The 19,266-nt window shown below is 64.7% G+C and carries 18 protein-coding genes; 11 read left to right on the top strand and 7 right to left on the bottom strand.

Features of this window, described 5'->3' with window-relative positions; genetic code table 11:
- Window positions 1–3: 3 nt before the first annotated feature.
- Window positions 4–2,139: an RNA degradosome polyphosphate kinase gene (locus MSTE_RS16120; protein WP_096502689.1), complete on the bottom strand. Its 2,136-nt coding sequence runs from the start codon at window positions 2,137–2,139 to the stop codon at window positions 4–6.
- A gap of 17 nt (window positions 2,140–2,156) precedes the next feature.
- A complete protein-coding gene (cofC, locus tag MSTE_RS16115; protein WP_162291668.1) occupies window positions 2,157–2,780 on the bottom strand; it encodes a 2-phospho-L-lactate guanylyltransferase in 624 nt (207 codons plus the stop codon).
- A gap of 46 nt (window positions 2,781–2,826) precedes the next feature.
- On the opposite strand from cofC, the gene MSTE_RS16110 reads away from it, so the two are divergent.
- From MSTE_RS16110 to MSTE_RS16100, 3 genes are read left to right on the top strand one after another with little or no spacing between them, the layout of a single operon-like run.
- On the top strand, window positions 2,827–3,807 hold the full coding sequence (locus MSTE_RS16110) for an NAD(P)H-dependent glycerol-3-phosphate dehydrogenase (protein ID WP_231897111.1): 981 nt from the start codon (window positions 2,827–2,829) through the stop codon (window positions 3,805–3,807).
- 4 nt (window positions 3,808–3,811) lie between these two features.
- Complete coding sequence (locus MSTE_RS16105) at window positions 3,812–4,924, top strand: cystathionine gamma-lyase (protein ID WP_096502685.1); 1,113 nt, start codon at window positions 3,812–3,814, stop codon at window positions 4,922–4,924.
- A 4-nt stretch (window positions 4,925–4,928) separates the two neighbouring features.
- Complete coding sequence (locus MSTE_RS16100) at window positions 4,929–6,047, top strand: D-alanine--D-alanine ligase family protein (protein WP_096502683.1); 1,119 nt, start codon at window positions 4,929–4,931, stop codon at window positions 6,045–6,047.
- 1 nt (window position 6,048) lies between these two features.
- On the opposite strand, the gene MSTE_RS16095 is transcribed toward MSTE_RS16100, so the two are convergent.
- Window positions 6,049–6,591, bottom strand: coding sequence for a DUF3515 domain-containing protein (locus MSTE_RS16095; protein WP_096502681.1), 543 nt, complete (start codon window positions 6,589–6,591; stop codon window positions 6,049–6,051).
- A gap of 17 nt (window positions 6,592–6,608) precedes the next feature.
- On the opposite strand from MSTE_RS16095, the gene MSTE_RS16090 reads away from it, so the two are divergent.
- The 3 genes from MSTE_RS16090 to MSTE_RS16080 are packed head-to-tail and all read left to right on the top strand — an operon-like array spanning window position 6,609 to window position 9,493.
- Window positions 6,609–7,556, top strand: a complete 948-nt coding sequence (locus tag MSTE_RS16090; protein WP_096502679.1) for a thiamine-phosphate kinase — start codon at window positions 6,609–6,611, stop codon at window positions 7,554–7,556.
- A gap of 6 nt (window positions 7,557–7,562) precedes the next feature.
- Complete coding sequence (locus MSTE_RS16085) at window positions 7,563–8,243, top strand: uracil-DNA glycosylase (protein WP_096502677.1); 681 nt, start codon at window positions 7,563–7,565, stop codon at window positions 8,241–8,243.
- Complete coding sequence (locus tag MSTE_RS16080) at window positions 8,243–9,493, top strand: lipase family protein (RefSeq protein WP_096502675.1); 1,251 nt, start codon at window positions 8,243–8,245, stop codon at window positions 9,491–9,493. The genes MSTE_RS16085 and MSTE_RS16080 overlap by 1 nt, the downstream gene beginning before the upstream one ends.
- A 90-nt stretch (window positions 9,494–9,583) precedes the next feature.
- Here MSTE_RS16080 and MSTE_RS16075 read toward each other — a convergent pair whose 3' ends face one another.
- A complete protein-coding gene (locus MSTE_RS16075; protein ID WP_096502673.1) occupies window positions 9,584–10,348 on the bottom strand; it encodes an enoyl-CoA hydratase/isomerase family protein in 765 nt (254 codons plus the stop codon).
- 15 nt (window positions 10,349–10,363) lie between these two features.
- Window positions 10,364–10,561, bottom strand: a complete 198-nt coding sequence (gene rpmB, locus MSTE_RS16070; protein ID WP_005056915.1) for a 50S ribosomal protein L28 — start codon at window positions 10,559–10,561, stop codon at window positions 10,364–10,366.
- A gap of 168 nt (window positions 10,562–10,729) precedes the next feature.
- On the opposite strand from rpmB, the gene MSTE_RS16065 reads away from it, so the two are divergent.
- The 5 genes from MSTE_RS16065 (at window position 10,730) to MSTE_RS16045 (ending at window position 16,854) form a co-directional block, all read left to right on the top strand.
- The gene (locus MSTE_RS16065; protein ID WP_096502671.1) at window positions 10,730–12,388 is read left to right on the top strand and encodes a DAK2 domain-containing protein; all 1,659 of its coding nucleotides are present in this window, start codon (window positions 10,730–10,732) and stop codon (window positions 12,386–12,388) included.
- Between the two features lie 10 nt (window positions 12,389–12,398).
- On the top strand, window positions 12,399–14,642 hold the full coding sequence (gene recG, locus MSTE_RS16060) for an ATP-dependent DNA helicase RecG (protein WP_096502669.1): 2,244 nt from the start codon (window positions 12,399–12,401) through the stop codon (window positions 14,640–14,642).
- The gene (locus MSTE_RS16055; RefSeq protein WP_096502667.1) at window positions 14,639–15,364 is read left to right on the top strand and encodes an HNH endonuclease family protein; all 726 of its coding nucleotides are present in this window, start codon (window positions 14,639–14,641) and stop codon (window positions 15,362–15,364) included. The genes recG and MSTE_RS16055 overlap by 4 nt, the downstream gene beginning before the upstream one ends.
- A 35-nt stretch (window positions 15,365–15,399) precedes the next feature.
- Window positions 15,400–16,113 (top strand): cutinase family protein, encoded by a 714-nt coding sequence (locus MSTE_RS16050; RefSeq protein ID WP_162291443.1) that lies wholly within the window; start codon window positions 15,400–15,402, stop codon window positions 16,111–16,113.
- Between the two features lie 198 nt (window positions 16,114–16,311).
- On the top strand, window positions 16,312–16,854 hold the full coding sequence (locus MSTE_RS16045) for a TetR/AcrR family transcriptional regulator (protein ID WP_096502665.1): 543 nt from the start codon (window positions 16,312–16,314) through the stop codon (window positions 16,852–16,854).
- Window positions 16,855–16,947: 93 nt separating this feature from the next.
- Here the strand turns inward: MSTE_RS16045 and MSTE_RS16040 are convergent, their stop codons facing one another.
- Both MSTE_RS16040 and MSTE_RS16035 read right to left on the bottom strand, forming a co-directional pair.
- Window positions 16,948–17,706 carry an alpha/beta hydrolase family protein gene (locus MSTE_RS16040; protein WP_157997692.1) on the bottom strand — a complete coding sequence of 253 codons (759 nt, stop codon included), beginning with the start codon at window positions 17,704–17,706 and terminating at the stop codon, window positions 16,948–16,950.
- 656 nt (window positions 17,707–18,362) lie between these two features.
- Window positions 18,363–19,247 (bottom strand): LLM class flavin-dependent oxidoreductase, encoded by an 885-nt coding sequence (locus tag MSTE_RS16035; protein ID WP_096502661.1) that lies wholly within the window; start codon window positions 19,245–19,247, stop codon window positions 18,363–18,365.
- Window positions 19,248–19,266: the final 19 nt, after the last annotated feature.

Raw genomic sequence — 19,266 nt, 5'->3', positions numbered from 1 at the left:
AGCTCACGTGTGCGAGCGGTGCCGTTTCATCATTTCGACCTGATGGTCGCGCACCTCCTCGCCGTCCGCAGGCGAGGCCAACCACTGACCATCGGACTGCAGCTCCCAGCAGCGGGTCCGGGAGTCCAACGCGGAGGTGAACATATCGTCGAGCTGTGCGGTGAGCTTCGGATCGGTGACGCGTGCAAGCACCTCGACCCGTCGATCCAGATTACGATGCATCATGTCGGCGCTGCCGATCCAGAATTCATCGATGGCGTTGAAGTGAATGATTCGCGAATGTTCAAGGAACCGGCCGAGAATGGATCGCACCGTCACGCTGCCGGAGAACTCCGGAACCCCGGGTCGTAATGCGCAGATCCCGCGCACCACCACCTCGACGGGAACACCGGCCTGTGATGCTCGGTACAGCGCATCGATGACCTGCTCATCAACCAACGCGTTCATTTTCAGCCGGATGCGGGCGTCTTGCCCCGCTCGATGAGCTGCGATCTCGCGGTCGATGCGGTCGACGATCCCGGCGCGTATTCCGTGCGGCGCCACTAACAGGTTGCGGTAGGACACCTTCCGTGAATACCCGGTGAGCGAGTTGAACAGGTCGGTGAGATCCGCGCCGATCTCGGGCGCACTGGTCAGCAGGCCGACGTCCTCGTAGAGCCGGGCGGTCTTCGGGTTGTAGTTCCCGGTACCGATATGGCAGTACCGCCGGATGGCAGACCCCTCGCGACGCACCACCAGAGCCGTCTTGCAGTGCGTCTTCAGACCGATCAAGCCGTAGACCACGTGCACGCCCGCATCTTCCAGGGCGCGGGCCCACTTGATGTTGGCCTGCTCGTCGAAGCGCGCCTTGATCTCGACGAGGGCGACCACCTGCTTACCGGCCTCGGCGGCGTCGATGAGCGAATTGACGATGGGCGAGTCGCCAGAGGTGCGGTACAGCGTCTGCTTGATGGCCAGCACCTGCGGGTCGGCCGCCGCCTGTTCGATAAACCGTTGCACGCTGGTGGAAAACGAGTCATAGGGATGATGAACCAGCACATCACCGTCGCGCAGGGTGGAGAAGATGCTCTTCGGGGTCTCGCCCTGGCCGAACGCGGGATGGGTTGCCGGCACGAACGTGGGGTCCTTGAGCGCGGGACGATCCACGCCATAGACCTGCCACAAGCAGGACAAGTCGAGCAGGCCCGGCACCTGCACCACATCACCCGGATGCACATCCAGCTCGCGCAATAGCAGCTCGAGCATGTGCTCGGTCATATCGTCGGCGACCTCGAGCCGAACCGGTGAGCCGAACCGCCGACGCGCCAATTCGCGTTCCAGCGCCTGCAGAAGATCTTCGTCCCGGTCTTCCTCGACCTCGAAATCGGCGTTCCGCGTGATGCGGAACGCATGATGTTCCACCACTTCCAGACCCGGGAACAGCGCCGACAGGTGCGCGGCGATGAGCTCCTCCATGGGCAGGAAGCGAGCGGTGTGGGCCGCCTGTGCGGCCTCGGCGCCCTCCGGACTGCGCAGCCTGACGAATCGATCGACGTTGTCAGGCACCTTGATTCGGGCGAAGTGCTGGCCGCCCGTCTCGGGAACCTGGACGGTGATCGCGAGATTCAGGCTCAAGCCCGAAATATAGGGAAACGGATGCGCCGGGTCGACGGCCAGTGGGGTCAGCACCGGAAAGACCTGGTCGGTGAAGTACGAGGAAAGATAACTGCGCTCGTTCTCCGAGAGGTCCGCCCAGGTGACGACGAAAATGCCGTTCTCGGCGAGCTCCGGCCGTACGGACTCGCTGAACACCCGGGCGTGCTGGACCGAGATCTCCTGCGTGCGCTCACCAATCAGTTTCAACTGCTCACGTGGCGACAGGCCATCGGCCGAACGCACCGACAGGCCTGTCTCGTCGCGGCGTTTCAAGCCGGCAACGCGGACCATGTAGAACTCGTCCAGATTGGAGGCGAAGATCGCCAGGAACTTCGCACGCTCCAGGATGGGCAGTGATTCGTCGGCGGCCAGGGCGAGCACGCGCGTGTTGAAATCCAGCCACGAGAGCTCCCGGTTGAGATACCGGTCTTCGGGCAGCTCCTCACCCGACGCGATCGTGGTTGCGGCCGGGGGAACGCTGGGTGTGGTCACCCTTGTGATCATAGAGTTACCGGTCCAACTCAGAGCGGCAGCGCTGCCCCCAGTTCGCGGGCCGCGCTCAGATCTTCCGGGGTGTCCACATCACAGCGCAAACCGGGCCAATCGCCGGTGAGCTCGACGGCCCCCGAATCCTTGTGCCGCCGTGCCGAATCGATTCCAAACAGCGGATTCAGCTCGCCATCGGTGCTGAACAGCGCCGCCGTGCCGGTGCCGTGCCGGTCGGCGACGAAGCTGCGTGAATGGCTGCGGGCCGCCTCCATCGCGGCCGCGAACTCCCGGGCCGTCACCGCGGGAAGGTCGGCCTGCAACACAACAAGATTCGGAGATACCGCCCGCAGCTGGGTGGCGGCGCTGCGCAACGCGTTGTTCAGCGGGTCGGGGTGGCCCTCTGGTGTGTCATCGAAGATGAACCGGGCCCCGGCCTCTCCGGCCGCCGCCTTGGCCGCCGGATCGGGACTGATCACCGCCACTGTTGGGGCGGCGGAGAAGGCCACCGAGATGGCGTGCGTCAGCATGCCCAGCACCAGCCGTTCCCGTTCAGGTGCGGGAAGCGATGGCGCCAGGCGGCTCTTCGCGGTCGCCAAGTTCTTGACCGCGATGATCACGCCGAAGTCTGTGCCAGCCTGTCTGCCCACGTACTCCATGGTGCCAGCCCCGGCTAGGGTGTCTGCCATGGCCACGGCTGCGGTGATGGGTGCTGGTTCCTGGGGGACCGCGTTGGGCAAGGTGCTTGCCGACGCCGGACACGATGTCCGGTTGTGGGCACGCCGATCCGAACTGGCCGATGAGATCAATGCGACGCACCGGAACTCGGTGTACCTCAGTGATGTCGACCTGCCCGCGTCGATAGTCGCCACGGGAGTGGCCGAAGAGGCCCTGCAGGGCGCCGACCTGGTGCTGTTGGCGGTGCCGTCGCAGTCTCTGCGTGCCAACCTGACCCCCTGGGCCGACCTCATCGAACCCGGATCCTCGGTGGTGAGCCTGGCCAAGGGCATCGAGGTCGGCACGCTCATGCGGATGAGTCAGGTCGTCACTCAGGTGCTGGGCACCGATCCCAGCCGGGTCGCCGTGCTGACCGGTCCGAATCTGGCCAGCGAGATCGCTGCGGGCCAGCCCGCCGCCACCGTCATCGGGTGCACCGACTCGACCAGGGCCGTCGCACTGCAGCGCGCCTTCTCCACGCATTACTTCCGCCCGTACACCAACACCGACGTCGTTGGCTGCGAGGTGGGGGGTGCGTGTAAGAACGTGATCGCCCTGAGCTGCGGCATGGCCGCCGGAGTCGGGTTGGGGGAGAACACGATAGCCACCATCATCACGCGCGGCCTGGCCGAGATCACCCGGCTGGGGCTGGCACTGGGCGCCAGCCACACCACGCTTGCGGGTCTGGCGGGGGTCGGCGACCTGGTGGCCACCTGCACCTCGACCCATTCGCGAAACCGGACCTTCGGCATGCGGCTGGGCAGCGGTGAGACGCTGCAGGAGGCCCGTAACGCCGCCGGCGGTAGGGTCGCGGAGGGAGTCACCTCCTGTGAGTCCATCCTGGCGTTGGCATCGAGCTATGACGTCGAGATGCCGCTCACCGAAGCTGTTCATGGCGTCTGTCATCGCGGACTGAGCGTCACCGATGCCGTCGCCCAGTTGTTAGGGCGCAGTACCAAACCGGAGTAAGCACATGCCAGAGCCAGGGATATCGACCCGGGCCGTTGTGGCCGCCACCGCCGAACCTGTTGCCGGGCAACCTTTTCTTGCGGGGCCGGTATTCGCCTCCGCCTATCACCTGCCGGTACCCGAGGACGACTCTCTGGACACTTACGGGCGTGCGTCCAATCCCATTTGGAGACAATGGGAATCGGGTCTGGCGGCGTTGGAGCGCGCCGATAACGCGCTGGTGTTCGGCTCGGGTATGGGGGCGATCGCCTCGACCTTACGTGCGCTGGTCCGCCCCGGGCAGACGCTGGTGGTCCCGGAGGACGGGTACTATCAGACGCGGCGTTATGCCACGGAAAACCTTGCAGCGCTGGGTATTAACGTGATTGCTGCCAAGTCGGACGAGATCGTGGCTGCCGCTGCGCAGGCCGATGTGTTGGTGGCGGAGACCCCCTCCAACCCGCGCCTGGATGTGGTGGACTTGGCCCTGCTGGCCCGTGAGACGCACGCACGCGGTGGGGTGTTGGTGGTGGACAACACCACGGCCACCCCGATGGGTCAGCTGCCGCTGGAGTTGGGCGCCGACCTTGTGGTCGCGAGCGCGACGAAGGCGCTTTCCGGTCACAGTGACCTGATCGCCGGATACGTCGCGGGGTCGCGCGAGGATCTGCTGTCTGCCGTCTTGCAGGAGCGATCGCGTGCCGGGGCGATTCTGGGTCCGTTCGAGGCCTGGCTGGGAGCGCGCAGCCTCGCCACCGCCGGGTTGCGGTTCGAACGCCAGTGTCAGAACGCTCTCGCACTGGCGACGATGCTGAGCGAGCACCCCGGTGTGGCGTCGGTGCGGTACCCCGGGCTTGCGGGCGATCCTTCCCATCCTGTGGCGTCGGCACAGATGAGCAGGTTCGGTTCCCTCGTGTCGATTGAACTGGCCAGTGCCGACGCCGTGCACGCGCTGGTGCGTGCCAGCGAGCTATTGGCCGCCTCGACGAGTTTCGGTGGCGTGCACACCTCGGTGGATCGCCGGGCGCGCTGGGGTGACGCGGTTCCGGAAGGATTCGCGCGGATCTCCCTGGGCATTGAGGACACCGACGATCTGCTGGCTGACATTGAGACCGCGCTCGCAGCCGGTACGGTCTGACACTGTGAACGACTCCCGGATCAAGGTCGCGCTCGTGTTCGGCGGACGTAGTAGTGAGCACGCGATTTCCTGCGTGTCCGCCGGCAGCGTTCTGCGCAATCTCGACCAGGACGCGTACGAGGTGGTGGCGGTCGGTGTCACCCCCGAGGGTGGCTGGGTGCTGACCGATGGCGACCCGGCGCAGCTGGCGATCAGCGACCGCACGCTGCCGCAGGTCACCGATGCTTCTGGTACCGAACTGTTGCTCGCCACCGATCCGCGTCGCGCGGGCCAGTTGGTCAACGTTGATTCGAGCGCCGCAGGACAGGTGCTGGCCTCCGTGGATGTGGTGTTCCCGGTGCTGCACGGGCCCTACGGCGAGGACGGCACCATTCAGGGTCTGCTGGAGCTGGCCGGAGTGCCCTATGTGGGCGCGGGCGTTCTGGCGAGCGCGGCCGGTATGGACAAGGAATTCACCAAGAAACTGCTGGCCGCTGAGGGACTACCCATCGGCGAGTACGTCGTGATCCGTCCGCGTGATGCCACGCTGACCGCGGAGCAGCGCGAGGATCTGGGACTGCCGGTGTTCGTCAAGCCTGCCCGGGCGGGCTCGTCCTTCGGTGTCTCCCGCGTCACCGCGTGGGAGGAACTGTCTGCCGCGATTGCCCATGCGCGCCAGTTCGACCCGAAGGTGATCGTCGAGGCCGCCATCGTCGGACGTGAACTCGAGTGCGGTGTGCTTGAGTTCCCCGACGGGGATATCCGCGCCAGCGTGCTCGGCGAGATTCGGGTCGAGGGTGTCCATGAGGCCGAGACGGATACGGCTGCCTTCTATGACTTCGAGACCAAATACCTGGATGACACCGCCGAATTGGACGTGCCCGCCAAGGTTGACGACGACGTGAGCGATCAGATCCGCGAGCTGGCGGTGGCGTCTTTCCGGGCGATCGATTGCCAGGGCCTGGCCCGGGTGGACTTCTTCCTCACCGAGGACGGCCCGCTGATCAACGAGATCAATACCATGCCCGGATTCACCACGATTTCGATGTACCCCCGGATGTGGGCGGCTACCGGTGTCGACTACCCGGCGCTGCTGGATGCGATGGTGCGCACCGCGCTGGCGCGCGGCACTGGCCTGCGCTGATTCAGCGTGGTAGTGGCAGCGGATCGGGTTTGACAGCCGGTAGCGCCTTGCCGATGGCGTCGGACATCTCGATCAACGGCTCCGTGCCTGAACCATCGGGCATGGTCACGGCGATGTAGACGCCGCGATCCACGGCAAACCACGTGGTGATTCCGACCGCGGCATCGGTGACCCGAAACCATTGCACCCCGTTGATCTGCTCGACCGAGGTGCCGACGGCGAACTCGGCCGGCCGGTCCACACCACAGCGCGCAACCACCGAATCCTGGCCGCGGCGCCACGCGGCCGCCGCGGGTGGTTTGGGTTCGACGATCTGCGCCCGCTTCCAGTCGCCCGCCATGCCGTCCGGATATGCCTTGGTCATATCCACACAGAGTGGTGAATTAGCCTGAGGTGCTGGGATATTGGTGATGGCCACGGGTTTCTTGTCGTCCTGGAACTGTGCGAATTTCAGGACACCGAACAGAACGGCCAGGGCTGCGACCGCGCCGAAAATGGCGATACCGATGAGGAGCTTGCGGGGCGGGCCGTCTTCGGATTGCACGGGCCTACACTAACCGAGTGCCAAATCTGGGCGATACCGGCGAGTTCGGCGTGATCAGCCGGCTCACAGCGGGTCGTGTGCCCGGTGCCGACGTCCAGCTCGGCCCCGGTGACGACGCCGCAGTGGTCCGCGCGCCGGACAGCCGAGTTCTGGTGTCCACGGATATGTTGGTGCAGGACAGACATTTTCGCCTCGACTGGTCATCGCCGTCGGATATCGGCCGAAAAGCGGTGGCGCAGAACGCTGCAGATATCGAGGCCATGGGGGGACGGGTCACCGCCTTTGTGGTCGCGGTGGGTGCGCCCGCCGAAACCGACATCGCGTTCCTCGACCAGCTCAACGACGGAATCTGGGCCGAAGCGGCGCGGGTGCAGGCATCGATCGCGGGCGGAGATCTGGTGGCCTCGCGCGAGCTGGTGATCTCGGTGACCGCGCTCGGCGACCTGCAGGGGCGCGCACCGGTGACCCGCAGCGGGGCCGCCGTGGGAGACACGGTTGCCCTCTGTGGTGCGCTGGGCACCTCGGCGGCAGGACTCCGCCTGTGGCAGGACGGTATTGACGAGTTCCCGCAGCTTCGCGCGGTCCACCTGGTGCCGTCACCACCGTATGGGCAGGGTGCGGTGGCGGCGCGGGTCGGAGCGACGGCCATGACGGATGTCTCCGACGGTCTGTTGGCCGATCTGGGACATATCGCGGAATCGAGCGCGGTCCGCGTCGACCTGAGCTCGTCGAACATGGAGCCGTATCTGGTGCCGCTCGCGGGCGCCTCGGGGCTACTCGGCGCCGACCCGTGGGAGTGGATCTTCACCGGCGGCGAGGAGCATGCCCTGGTCGCAACCTTTCCCGATGAGGTCCCCGCGGGCTGGATTCCTATCGGTCAGGTGACGGCGGGGCAAACGGGTGTGACGGTTGACGGCGAACCCTGGACTCGGGCGACCGGGTGGGATTCTTTTCGGCTAAGTTGACTCTCCGTGACCGCCCGACCTCTCACCGAGCTGGTTGACCCCGGCTGGGCCGATGCACTGGGACCCGTTGCCGATCAGGTGACCAAGATGGGGGAGTTCCTGCGCGACGAGAACTCCTCGGGCCGCGGATACCTGCCCACCGGGGCAAACGTGCTGCGCGCGTTCACGTATCCGTTGGCCGATGTCCGGGTACTCATCGTCGGACAGGACCCCTACCCGACGCCCGGGCACGCGATGGGCCTGAGTTTCTCGGTGGCGGCCGACGTACGACCGGTGCCGCGCAGCCTGGCCAACATCTTCGACGAGTATCAGAGCGATCTCGGGCTGCCCAAGCCCGCCAACGGCGACCTGACGCCATGGTCGCAGCAGGGGGTGATGCTGCTGAACAGGGTGCTGACGGTGCAGCCGAGTACCCCGGCCTCGCATCGCGGCAAGGGTTGGGAGATGGTGACCGAATGCGCGATCAGGGCGCTGGTCGCGCGGAACACACCGTTGGTCGCCATTCTGTGGGGGCGTGACGCGGCGACGCTCAAGCCGATGCTGGGCGCGAGTGTGCCCACCATCGAATCGGTGCATCCCTCACCGCTGTCCGCCTCACGTGGATTCTTCGGCTCCAAACCGTTCAGCCGGGCCAACGAACTGCTCGCCGGATTGGGTGCCCAACCGATTGATTGGCGGCTGCCGTAATGCGTTGGTCTACAGGTGCATTGACCGCCGTGGGTGGCTTGACAGCGGCCCTGGCGACCGGCGGAACCGCGCTGCGTACTCCGGCGGTGGTCGACCGGCTCAATGCCTGGGCGGTGCGCCACCTCACCGCCGAGCAACGTGCGGACCCGTACTCGGCGATTCTGCCGACACCGATCGACGGTGACGACTTCTACAGCGACCCGGGCGATCTGAGCCTGCTGGCACCCGGCGAGGTCATTCGCGCCGATCGGGTCTCGCCCCGGCTTCCGCTGCGCAAGGCCACCATGCAGCGGATCATGGTGCGCTCCACCGATACCGCGGGTAATGCCGTCCCCGTGACCGCGGCATTGATCGAGCCGGACCGCCCGTGGCATGGCCCCGGTTCACGTCCGGTGGTGGTACGCAATCAGGCGATCAACTCCCTGGGGCTCAAGTTCACGCCGTCGTATCGTTTGGCGCACCTTTGGTATCGGGACAATCCGCCGATGTTCCCTTTCCTGTCCGCGCAGAACTACGCCGTGCTGTTCCCGGATCATGAAGGCCCGCGGATGTCGTATGCGGCCGGGAAGATGGCCGGGCACGCGGTACTGGACTCGGTACGCGGAATGCTCTCGGAACGGCCCGATCTCGCCGATTCGCCGATAGTCATGCACGGATACAGCGGTGGGGCCATCGCCACGGTGTGGGCCGCACAGCTGCAGCCGTCGTATGCGCCCGAACTGCGTATCGCGGCCGCGGCGGCGGGAGGGACCCCCACCGATTACGCGCTGTTACACGGCAGCATGAATCGAGGTGTCGGCGCGGGGCTCTTCGCCGCCGCCACCATTGGCCAGGCTCGCGAATTCCCTGAATTGGCGACGATTTTCGGGGATTTTGCGCTCTACTGTGCGATCCGGGCCAAGAATTTGCCTCAGCCACCGCTGGCCGCAGCGGGTCTGCTGCGATTCGACCTGGACCTGCTCTCGGCGATCGAGGCACCGTTCGAATCGGAGCTGGGGCAACACGTTATCCGCGCCAACCGGCCCGGTGACCTGACCCCGACGATGCCGGTGCTGCTGTATCACGGCTCGCGCAGTAAGGCGGTCGGCGATCTGTTCATTCCCGAAGAGGGAGCTCTGGCGTTGCGCGATACCTGGCGCGCCAACGGTGCCGACGTGGACTACTGGGCTCTGCCCGGTGAGCACATCACCGCCGATATGCTCGCGATCCCGTGGGTTGTGAACTGGATTCGAAAGAAACTGCAGGGCTGAGAACGCGGCTCGTCGAGTGCATACCTGGTGCATGCGATCGGAGCGAAACCCCTGCGCCTGGTATGCGCTCGGGGTAAACGGCTCGTGAGGTCAGGGCCAGACGGGCTTGCGCTTGCCCACGAAGGCGTCGACACCCTCGATACCCGTCGGGCTGACGGAGGCTTCGGCGATGCTGGCCTGCTCCAGGTCCAGCTGTGCGTCCAGAGTGTTGTTCGCGCTCAGGCGCAGAAGACGACGGATGCGGTTCTGTGCCTCACGCGGACCGGCTGCCAGCTTCTCGGCGGCGGCCACGGCAGTGGCCTGCACCTCGTCGTCGGCGACCACGCGGCTCAGCAGCCCGATGGAGAGCGCCTCGGGCGCCTCGACAACGCGGTCGGTCAGCAGAATGTCGGCGGCGCGGGCCTTGCCGACAACGCGGGGCAGCGCCCAGGACATGCCACCGTCAGAGGAGTATCCGATGCCCGGGTAGGCGGCACGCAGCTTGGTCGACTCGCCACCGATGGCGATATCGGCCAGTAGTACCAGGCTGAGCCCGCCACCGGCGGCCCACCCGTGCGCGGAGGCCACCACCGGACGATCGGCGGCGTTCACCGCACGCACAAAGGCATGCAACCGACCTGCGAGATCGTCGAGCTTGGCCGCCCGGTCTTCGGCACCGGCGAAATCGCGCACGTTACCGCCGGCGCAGAAATTGGGTCCGCTACTGGTCAGCAGGATCGCGCCGACCTCGGCCGGCAGGTTCTGCAAGACCGGAACCGCAGCGTCTACTCCCGCGAAGTCCAGCGAGGTACCAGCCGCCGCAGTGGCGATGGTGATGTGCAGAACGCCGTGGTGAACGGCGACGTAGTCAGACACAGTGGGTCACGCCGCTTACGCGCCGCGGACGACCTTGCCGGCCTTGATGCAGGAGGTGCAGGCGTTAACGCGCTGCTTGTTGCCACCGGGAGAGGTGACGGCGTGAACCGTCTGGATGTTCGGGTTCCAGCGACGGTTGGTACGCCGGTGCGAGTGCGAAACCGACTTGCCGAAGCCGGGTCCCTTGCCGCACACGTCGCAGACGGCAGCCATAGTGAAACTCCTCAAACTCGCGATTCCGGCCAACGACCTGTTCAGTCAGGGTGGCCCACAACCCTGCAAGAATAGCTTGACCGGCCCGTGAACACCAAAATGGGCGTAGATGAGCCCATCGGGGGAGAGCGTCAGACACTGTCAGCATCGGTAGATAGGCTTTCTCACATGCAGCTCTCGGTATTGGACAGCGCTGCGCTGCTCAATTGGGCGCGCGCCTCCGTCGAGGGGTTGATCACCCGCAGCGACGAGATCAACCGGCTGAATGTGTTTCCGGTCGCCGATGCCGACACCGGCACAAACATGCTGTTCACCATGCGTTCGGCGGTGAACGCGGCCGAGGCGCTGGGGGATGGCGCCACGGTCGCACAGGTTGCCGCGGCGCTGGCCCGGGGCGCAGTCCATGGTGCCCGCGGCAACTCGGGGGTCATCCTGTCGCAGATTGTGCGGGGGATCGCCGACGCCGCCGCCGATCAGGACGCCATCGGCGCCGAAGTGGTGCGCCGGGCGCTGCGACAGGCATCGCAGTTCGTGATCGCCTCGATGAGCACTCCCGTCGAGGGCACCATCGTGTCGGTACTGGCCGCGGCCGCCGAGGCCGCGGACCGCGTCGCCGATGGCACGCCTACTGATGATCTCGTCGGCCTCGTCAGCACCGCCGCCGATGCCGCGGTGGCGGCCCTGGAGAAGACGCCCAAGCAGCTCGACATCCTTGCCGACAACGGTGTGGTCGATGCCGGTGCTCGCGGTCTTGTCGTCATCCTCGACGCCCTGGTGTCGGTGGTGGCCGGAGAGCTGCCCACTCGCCGTGAGTACAGCCCGTCACCACCGAAGAACGCAGCTTCACAGGTGTGGGTAGCCGGGCCCGGCCGCGGTTCGGGCGGACTGAACCTGGACCCTCCACGGGAACTGCCGCCCGAATTCGAGGTGATGTACCTGTTGTCCGGCTGTGATGAGCTGCAGATCGCAGACCTGCGAACGCAGCTCGACGGGATGGGTGATTCCATCGCCATCGCCGGAGACTGCGACATGGGGTATTCGGTGCACGCGCACGTGAATGACGCGGGGTCCGCCATCGAGGCCGGGATGAAGTTCGGGATCCCGCAGTCAATCCAGATCTCGTCGCTACGCGGTGATGTGGGCGGGGGACACCACGATGGGCGGCATCGGCATCGCCGCGTGCTGGCGCTGGCGGAGGGCGACGGCGCGGCCACGCTTTTCTCGAGCGAGGGTGCACAGGTCCTGCGCGTCGATGAACCTCCTGCGAGTGCCAAACGTCTCCTCGACGCGGTGGTCGACAGCGGCGCACATCAGATCATGGTGCTGCCCAACGGGTTGATGGCCGCCGAGGAATTGGTGGCGGTCTGTGCCGCGGCACGCGGATGGGGGATCACGGTCATCCCGTTGCCCTCGGCGTCCATGGCGCAGGGGCTGGCGGCGTTGGCGGTGCACGATCCTGAGCGGATGGCCGTCGATGACAGCTACACCATGGCGCGTGCGGCAGGAGCCACCCGATTCGGGCTGGTGCGAGTGGCCACCGAGCGTGCCCTCACCTGGTCGGGAACCTGTGAGCCGGGAGATGCGATGGGCATCATCGGCGATGAGGTACTGGTCCTGAACCACGAAGTTGCCAATGCCACAAAGGCTTTGGTAAGCATCATGTTGTCCTCTGGCGGAGAGTTGGTGACGATCCTGCTGTCGGACCAGGTGGATGAGTCTCTTGCCGAGGCGCTGATCGAGCACACCCGATCGCACCATGGCGGTGTCGAGGTGATGATCTACCGCACCGGGCAACACACCGACGTCGTTCACATCGGGGTGGAGTGACAGGGTATAGATGGCGCAACTTTCCGATCGTCTCGATCATGTATTGGGACACAAGGCATCCGATGTTCTCGAGGCCGAATTCGGTCTGCTGACTGTCGAGGATCTCCTCCATCACTACCCGCGCCGGTACAGCACCGACTTCAGCCTGCGTGACGAGCAGGACGGCGAGCGCGCCAAACCCGGTGAGCACACCACGCTGGTGGGGTTCATCACCTCGGCGGAACTGAAGAGCATGCGCAACCGCAAGGGGCAGTTTCTCTCGGTCATGCTCGGGAGCGCCCCCCATGCCGTGCAGGCCACCTTTTTTCATCCACACAAGGTGAAACGCGATCTTGAGGTGGGTAACCGGGTGATGCTCTCCGGAGCGGTCGGGGAGTTCCGGGGTAAACCCCAGCTGACCCATCCCGACTATCTGGTGCTGGAAACCGCGCTCGGCGAGAGCACCACCACAACTCGGGGGAGTACCGCGCTACGCGGTATCGCCGGAGGCGCGCGGGATGCATCCACGGCCATTTCGGCATTCCAGCGCAATGTGTTTCCCATCTATCCCGCAACCAAGAACCTGGAAAGCTGGGACATCTACCGCTGTGTCGACCAGGTGCTGGCGCAGCTCGACCCGGTGCCCGAGGCGCTGCCGGACGCGGTCTTGGCCGAGCACAACCTGATGTCCCTCGACGAAGCCCTGCGCAAGATACATATGTCGGAGGATGCCGCCGAACAGAAGCAGGCGCGCAGGCGCCTGGCATTCGATGAGGCGCTGGGTCTGCAGCTGGCGCTGGCCATCCGGCGTGGCAGCGATGTCGGGTCGGCGGGTCCGCCGATGCCGCGCGCCGACGGCAAGCTGCGCGATGACCTACTGAGCCAGTTGCCATTCGAGCTCACCGAGGGACAACAGCAGGTTGTCGCCGAGATCGCTGCCGATCTTGCCGGGGTCAAGCCGATGAACCGGCTGCTGCAGGGTGAAGTGGGCTCGGGTAAGACGGTCGTCGCGCTACTCGCGATGATGCAGGCGATCGACGCCGGGTACCAATGCGCCCTCTTGGCGCCCACCGAAGTGCTCGCCGTTCAGCATGCCCGATCGCTGCGTGCGATGCTCGGATCGTTGGCCACCGCGGGCGAGTTGGGGGCTCCCGACGACGCGACCAGCATCGCGCTGTTGACCGGCTCGATGTCACCGGCACTCAAGAAGCAGATCAAGGCCGATGTGGCGACCGGCCTTGCCGGCATCGTCATCGGAACCCACGCGTTGTTGCAGGACTCGGTTGACTTCCACAATCTGGGTCTGGTGGTCGTCGACGAACAGCACCGGTTCGGTGTTGAGCAGCGGGATCGATTGCGGGCCAAGGCTCCCGAGGGCATTGTGCCGCACCTGCTGGTGATGACGGCCACCCCGATCCCACGCACGGTCGCGCTTACCGTGTTCGGCGATCTGGAGACTTCGACACTGCGGGAGTTGCCGCGCGGGCGCCAGCCCATCACCACCACCGCGGTGTTCACCCGGGAGAAGCCGGGCTGGCTGGCGCGCGGCTGGGAACGGATCGCCGAGGAAGTGGCTGCCGGGCGGCAGGCCTATGTGGTGGCCTCGCGAATCGACGCGGACGACAAAGATTCCGGTCCCGACGAAGCCGAGGAGAAATGCCCTCCACCGGTCCCCGTCACCGAGCTGTACGAGACCATTCGCGGCTCGCTTCTTCCGGGGCTGCGCATCGGGCTGCTGCACGGCCGGCTGCCATCGGAGCAGAAGGACGCCGTCATGACGGCATTCAACGCGGGCGAGATCGATGTTCTGGTCTGTACCACCGTGATCGAGGTCGGTGTGGACGTCCCCAATGCCACCGTGATGCTGATCATGGATGCGGATCGGTTCGGTATCAGCCAGTTGCACCAGTTACGCGGTCGTGTGGGTCGCGGCGGCAACAAGGGTCTGTGTCTCTTGGTAAGCCCTTGCAGCCCAGCAGGTTCGGCAGGGAGGCGGCTACGTGCGGTGCAGGACACTCTCGATGGATTCACCCTGGCCGAGCTGGACCTGGAGGAGCGCCGCGAGGGCGATGTGCTGGGGCGTGACCAGTCCGGTCGCGCGGTGAATCTGCGGTTGCTTTCGCTGATGGATCATCGCGACATGATCGAGACCGCACGGGACATGGCGGTGCGGGCGTGCACCGAGGATCCCGAATTGACGAGCCAACCGGCACTGGCGGGTATGGCGCGGCGCTTCCTGATCGCCGACCAGATCGAGTACCTGGACAAGTCGTGAGGAATCGCACCATTCTCGTCGTCGCCATCGCCGCGGCGATCGCGGTGGTGGTGGCGTATCAGGTATCGGCCCGGTATCGGCTGCAGCGCGCCAATGCCGTTGCCGGGCAATCGAATATTCCGACTCTCGCTCCGGGCGTCGATCCACTGGCCGGGGTGATAGTGGTGCCCAAGAGGGTGCGCGGCAAGGACTATCAGCGCGTTGAGTTCGGCGATGCGTGGTCCGATGACACCGATGCTCCGGGCGGTCACAACGGCTGCGACACACGCAACGACATCCTGAATCGCGACCTGGCCGACAAAAGCTTCGTGTACACCAGCAGATGCCCCAATGCGGTGGGTGCTGGGATGCTGCACGATCCCTACACGGGAGCAGTGGTGGGCTTCGCCCGTGGCCCGAAGAGCGGTGAAGCCGTCCAGATCGATCACATTGTTCCCTTGGCGTACGCGTGGGACATGGGTGCGCGTGAGTGGCAACCTTCTATGCGTTGGCGTTTTGCCAATGACCCCGCCAATCTCATCGCTGTGCAGGGCCAGGCGAACAAGGACAAGGGCGATCAGCCGCCCGCGAGCTGGATGCCGCCGAATAAGGCATTCTGGTGTCAGTACTCCATGCAATTCGCGGAAGTAGTTCGCGGATACCATCTTTCGCTCGATGAGCGTTCGGCCAAGGCCATCCGTGAGGCGGCGCAGACCTGTCCACAACCGTTGAATCTGTGGTAGACAGGGACTGAAGCCCGAACAGGTGGTGGTCGTTGATGAAGAGAGTTCGGTGGGGCTGGTTACTTGCCATTGTGGTCATGTGCGCCCTGATCAGTTCGCCCGTCGGGATGCCGTCCGCGGCAGCCGCTGCGTGTCCCGACGTCGAGATCGTGTTCGCACGAGGCACTTTTGAGCCGCCGGGTGTCGGTGGAACCGGAGAGGCATTCGTGTCCGCACTGCGCGCGCGGACCAAGGGCAAGTCGGTGGAGGTCTATCCCGTCCAGTACCCCGCGTCCCTGGCCTTCGCGACCGCGGCCGAGGGTGTCATCGACGCGAGTAACCGCGTCAAAGACATTGCCGCGCGGTGCCCCAACACCAAGATCGTGATGGGCGGATTCTCGCAGGGTGCAGCGGTCGTCGCCTACACCACCGCCGACGCGGTGCCCCCGGGATTCGAGCTGCCGGAGGGTATCACCGGGCCGATGCCACCCGAGGTCGCCGACCATGTGGCGGCGGTAGCGCTGTTTGGTAAGCCGTCCACGGGATTCCTGCAGCGCATCGACAACACGGCCCCGCCGATCAACATCGGACACCTGTACGCGGACAAGACTGTCGACATGTGCGTCCCCGAGGACCCGATCTGCTCCGCGGACGGCAGCGACAACGCCGCCCACGATTCGTACGGAGACAACGGGATGACCAGTCAGGCTGCCGACTTCGCAGCCCGGCAGATCGCCTCGACGGCGGAGTCGGCTAGCGCTTCTCGATGAGTTCGATCGTCGCCTCGATGACGGCGATATCGGATACCGTCGGTACCAGATGAATTCATCGCGTCAGCGTTACTTCGGCTCTGTTGTAGTTTGGTCGTGGTCCAGCCCAGTGTCGGCGCACCAAGTCAACTCTGCCGAATATGAGACGATCATGTCGCATTTGCGATACCGCTAATCGCAGAGCAATCGGGAGGGTTAATGGCTGTGAGTCGTGACAGCTTGTTGCATGCGGCGGCTGTCTTCTTGGGGAGACAGCCTGCGGCAACCATGGATGAGATCGCGGCGGCAGTGGGAGTGAGTCGCGCGACGCTTCATCGACATTTTGTGGGCCGAGCCGCATTGATAGAAGCGCTGACCGTGCTGGCGACGACCAATATGGAGTCCGCGCTGGCCGGAGCGCGGTTGACCGAGGACTCGGCGGCCGACGCCTTGGAGCGGCTGGTCGGGGCGTGTGAGCCGATAGCAGACCAACTGGTTCTCATATACGCCCAGTATCAGAACCTAGACCTTCCGCAGACTCTTGAAGGCTTTTCAGGTATTGAAGGTCAAATCACCGCGTTATTTGCGCGAGGGCAAAAAAGCGGCCAGTTCCGTACCGATTTGACGGCGGTGTGGCTTACCGAAGTCTTCTTCAGCTTGATCGCCGGGGCGGCCTGGGCTATCGAGAGTGGAAGGGTCGCCCGCCGAGACTTCTCCCACATGATCTCCAGCTTGATATTGCATGGGGTGAATACGCCCTGATGCTTCAGCAACCTCGCTGAGCGCGCACGCATAGCCACAGATCTGCTTAGCGTTTTGGGAAGGTTTGTGGTGCCGGCGGACCGCTATGGGCTGCTAGGAACCGCTGTTGTTCACAGAAGGAATCGAAGAGGGTTGTATGTGGCCCTGTCCGGGCAAGACGAGCTCGTCGATTTCTGATCCTTGTCGGCGGAGACTATCGATAAGTTTTAGCGTGCCAGCAGTGGGGACGATAGTGTCGGCGTCCCCGGTAATGATTAACACGGGACCATTAGTGGGCCCGTTGTCCGGATTTCCATATATCCCCAGGCGTTGGCTTAACTCCGCAACTGTTCGAGAATCATGAAGAAAGATGTCCGCTCCGGGCAGATTTCTTGTGTTATTCAGTAAGTCCGCCAGACACGTACTGTTTCGCAGCTTATCCACGACCTTCTGTCCTTGTGGCGATAGGATCTCTTCCAGACGTATGTTTTGATCAGCCGCGGCAGCGCCGATCAAAACAAAGAGGTCCAAAGCTGGAGCGAAGGGGTCGGTGTCGGTCCCATCGATTACCGCCTGAAGCGCACTCTCCGCCGAGTTGCCCGGACCGATCGCAATCGCGGCCTTAAGGCCGGTGGGCAGCTGGCCCTTGACGCCCGCACGTGTGGCGGACAGTGCCGCTGCTCCACCTTGCGAGTGTCCGATAACGAACCAATTTTCGGATAGATAGGGGTTAATTTGACGGACCGCTGGGACAATATCGGCTACGGCATTCCCCTGGTCAATGGAGCCCATGTAGGTATGGTCGCCAGGGGTGCCTAGACCGATGTAGTCGGTGGCTGCAACCGCGTACCCCGTATCCAGTAGCGACTTCACGTACTCCCCGTTAAATTCGCCACCCATTGTGGGGGAATGGGAAGGGGCGCAGCGGTCTGCAATACCCACTGTTCCGTGCGCCCAGGAAATCAGTGGCCAGCCTCCGGCGGGTGCTTCTCCGTGCGGTATCAGCAAAACTCCACTTACAACAACATCCTGGCCTCGTGAGTTCACTGAGCGATAGAGAAGGGTTACCCGATTCGACGCCCCCAAGCCCAGATCAGCTCCCTGATCGGCTGAGGCAATCACATCGCCGCGATGGCCGTCGGGCAAATGGGACGGTACATCGTAAGTGCCCTGAGAATCCGTGCTCACCTGAAAGTTCATCTGCATCCGGTCCGATGGCGATTGCGGTGAGGAACAACCGACTAAAGCTCCGGCCAAGATCGCCACTCCGGCAACTGCGCGCCATCTCCGGTCAGTATTCCTGGGCACCACAATTGCTCCTTAAGAGGGCGCGTCCCGCCCATTCATGCGTCATATCCGACTCAAATGATACATGATCGTCTCACCTATGGTGGGTCTTCGTTGGGCCGCAACCGCTGACAAGAAGTCACTTGCTCGCGGACAAATTCCTCGGGCGGCATCTGAATCAGATACTCCCCGAATAACTTTCGCCTCCATTGCCCGGCAGATCGCCTCGACGGCAGAGTTGGCTAGCGCTTCTCGATGAGTTCGATCGTCGCCTCGATCACGGCGATATCGGATGCCGCCGGTACCAGGATGAATTCATCCAGCCCGGCCTCCTGCGCCCCGTCGAGGGTGCGGCTCAGCGCATCGGCGTCGAAATTGGTCAACGTCTTCGGAACATTCTCGGCGATCTGCGGTCCGAAGATGGCCAGGTAATCGCCGGTGAACTGCTTGAGTTCGGATTCGGCGTCGGGGATGCCCAGCGCATAGAAGCAGCCACTCGATAGCAGTGGCGGTTCGGCGTGTCCGGCTTCCTGCCATGCCGCACGCGCCGCTCCTGCCGAGTAGGCAAGCTCTGCGGGCGCGCCGGAGACACTGAACCCGGTGATGCCGTCGGCCCATTGTGCCGCGCGGGCCAGCGATTTCGGGCCGATCGCGGCGGCAACTATGGGCGGGCCACCGGCCTGAACGGGCGCGGGTCCCACCGGGTCGGCACCCTCGAACGGGGGCTCGCCCCGCCACAGCCGCCGCAGCTCGGCCACCTGGACATCGAGGCGCTGGTGGCGTCGGTCGAAGGATGCGTCCAGCGAGCGGTAATCGTGTTCGCGGCCTCCGACCCCTACCCCCAGGGTGAACCTGCCGGCGGACAACACATCCAGCGTCGCCGCCTGTTTGGCGACCAGCGGCACCGGATGTGCCGGCAGCACAGACACATTCGCGAGTATCCGGATTCGTTCGGTGACCGCCGCTGCGGCCGCGAGTGTCACCCACATGTCTTGGTTGTGATACGAGATTCGTTCACCCGAGGAAATCGTGGAGAACGGCCCCTCGTCGGCGAGGCGCGCCCAGGTGATCGTCGACTCGCGGGTGTACTCCCGGCACATGAAGGGCAGGGCAATGCCGATATCCATACCGGCAGCCTAGGAGCAC

The organism is [Mycobacterium] stephanolepidis (assembly GCF_002356335.1).
GTDB lineage: Bacteria > Actinomycetota > Actinomycetes > Mycobacteriales > Mycobacteriaceae > Mycobacterium > Mycobacterium stephanolepidis.
The sequence above is the reverse complement of the archived record's forward strand: the minus strand, read 5'-3'. Positions and strand labels throughout refer to the sequence as shown.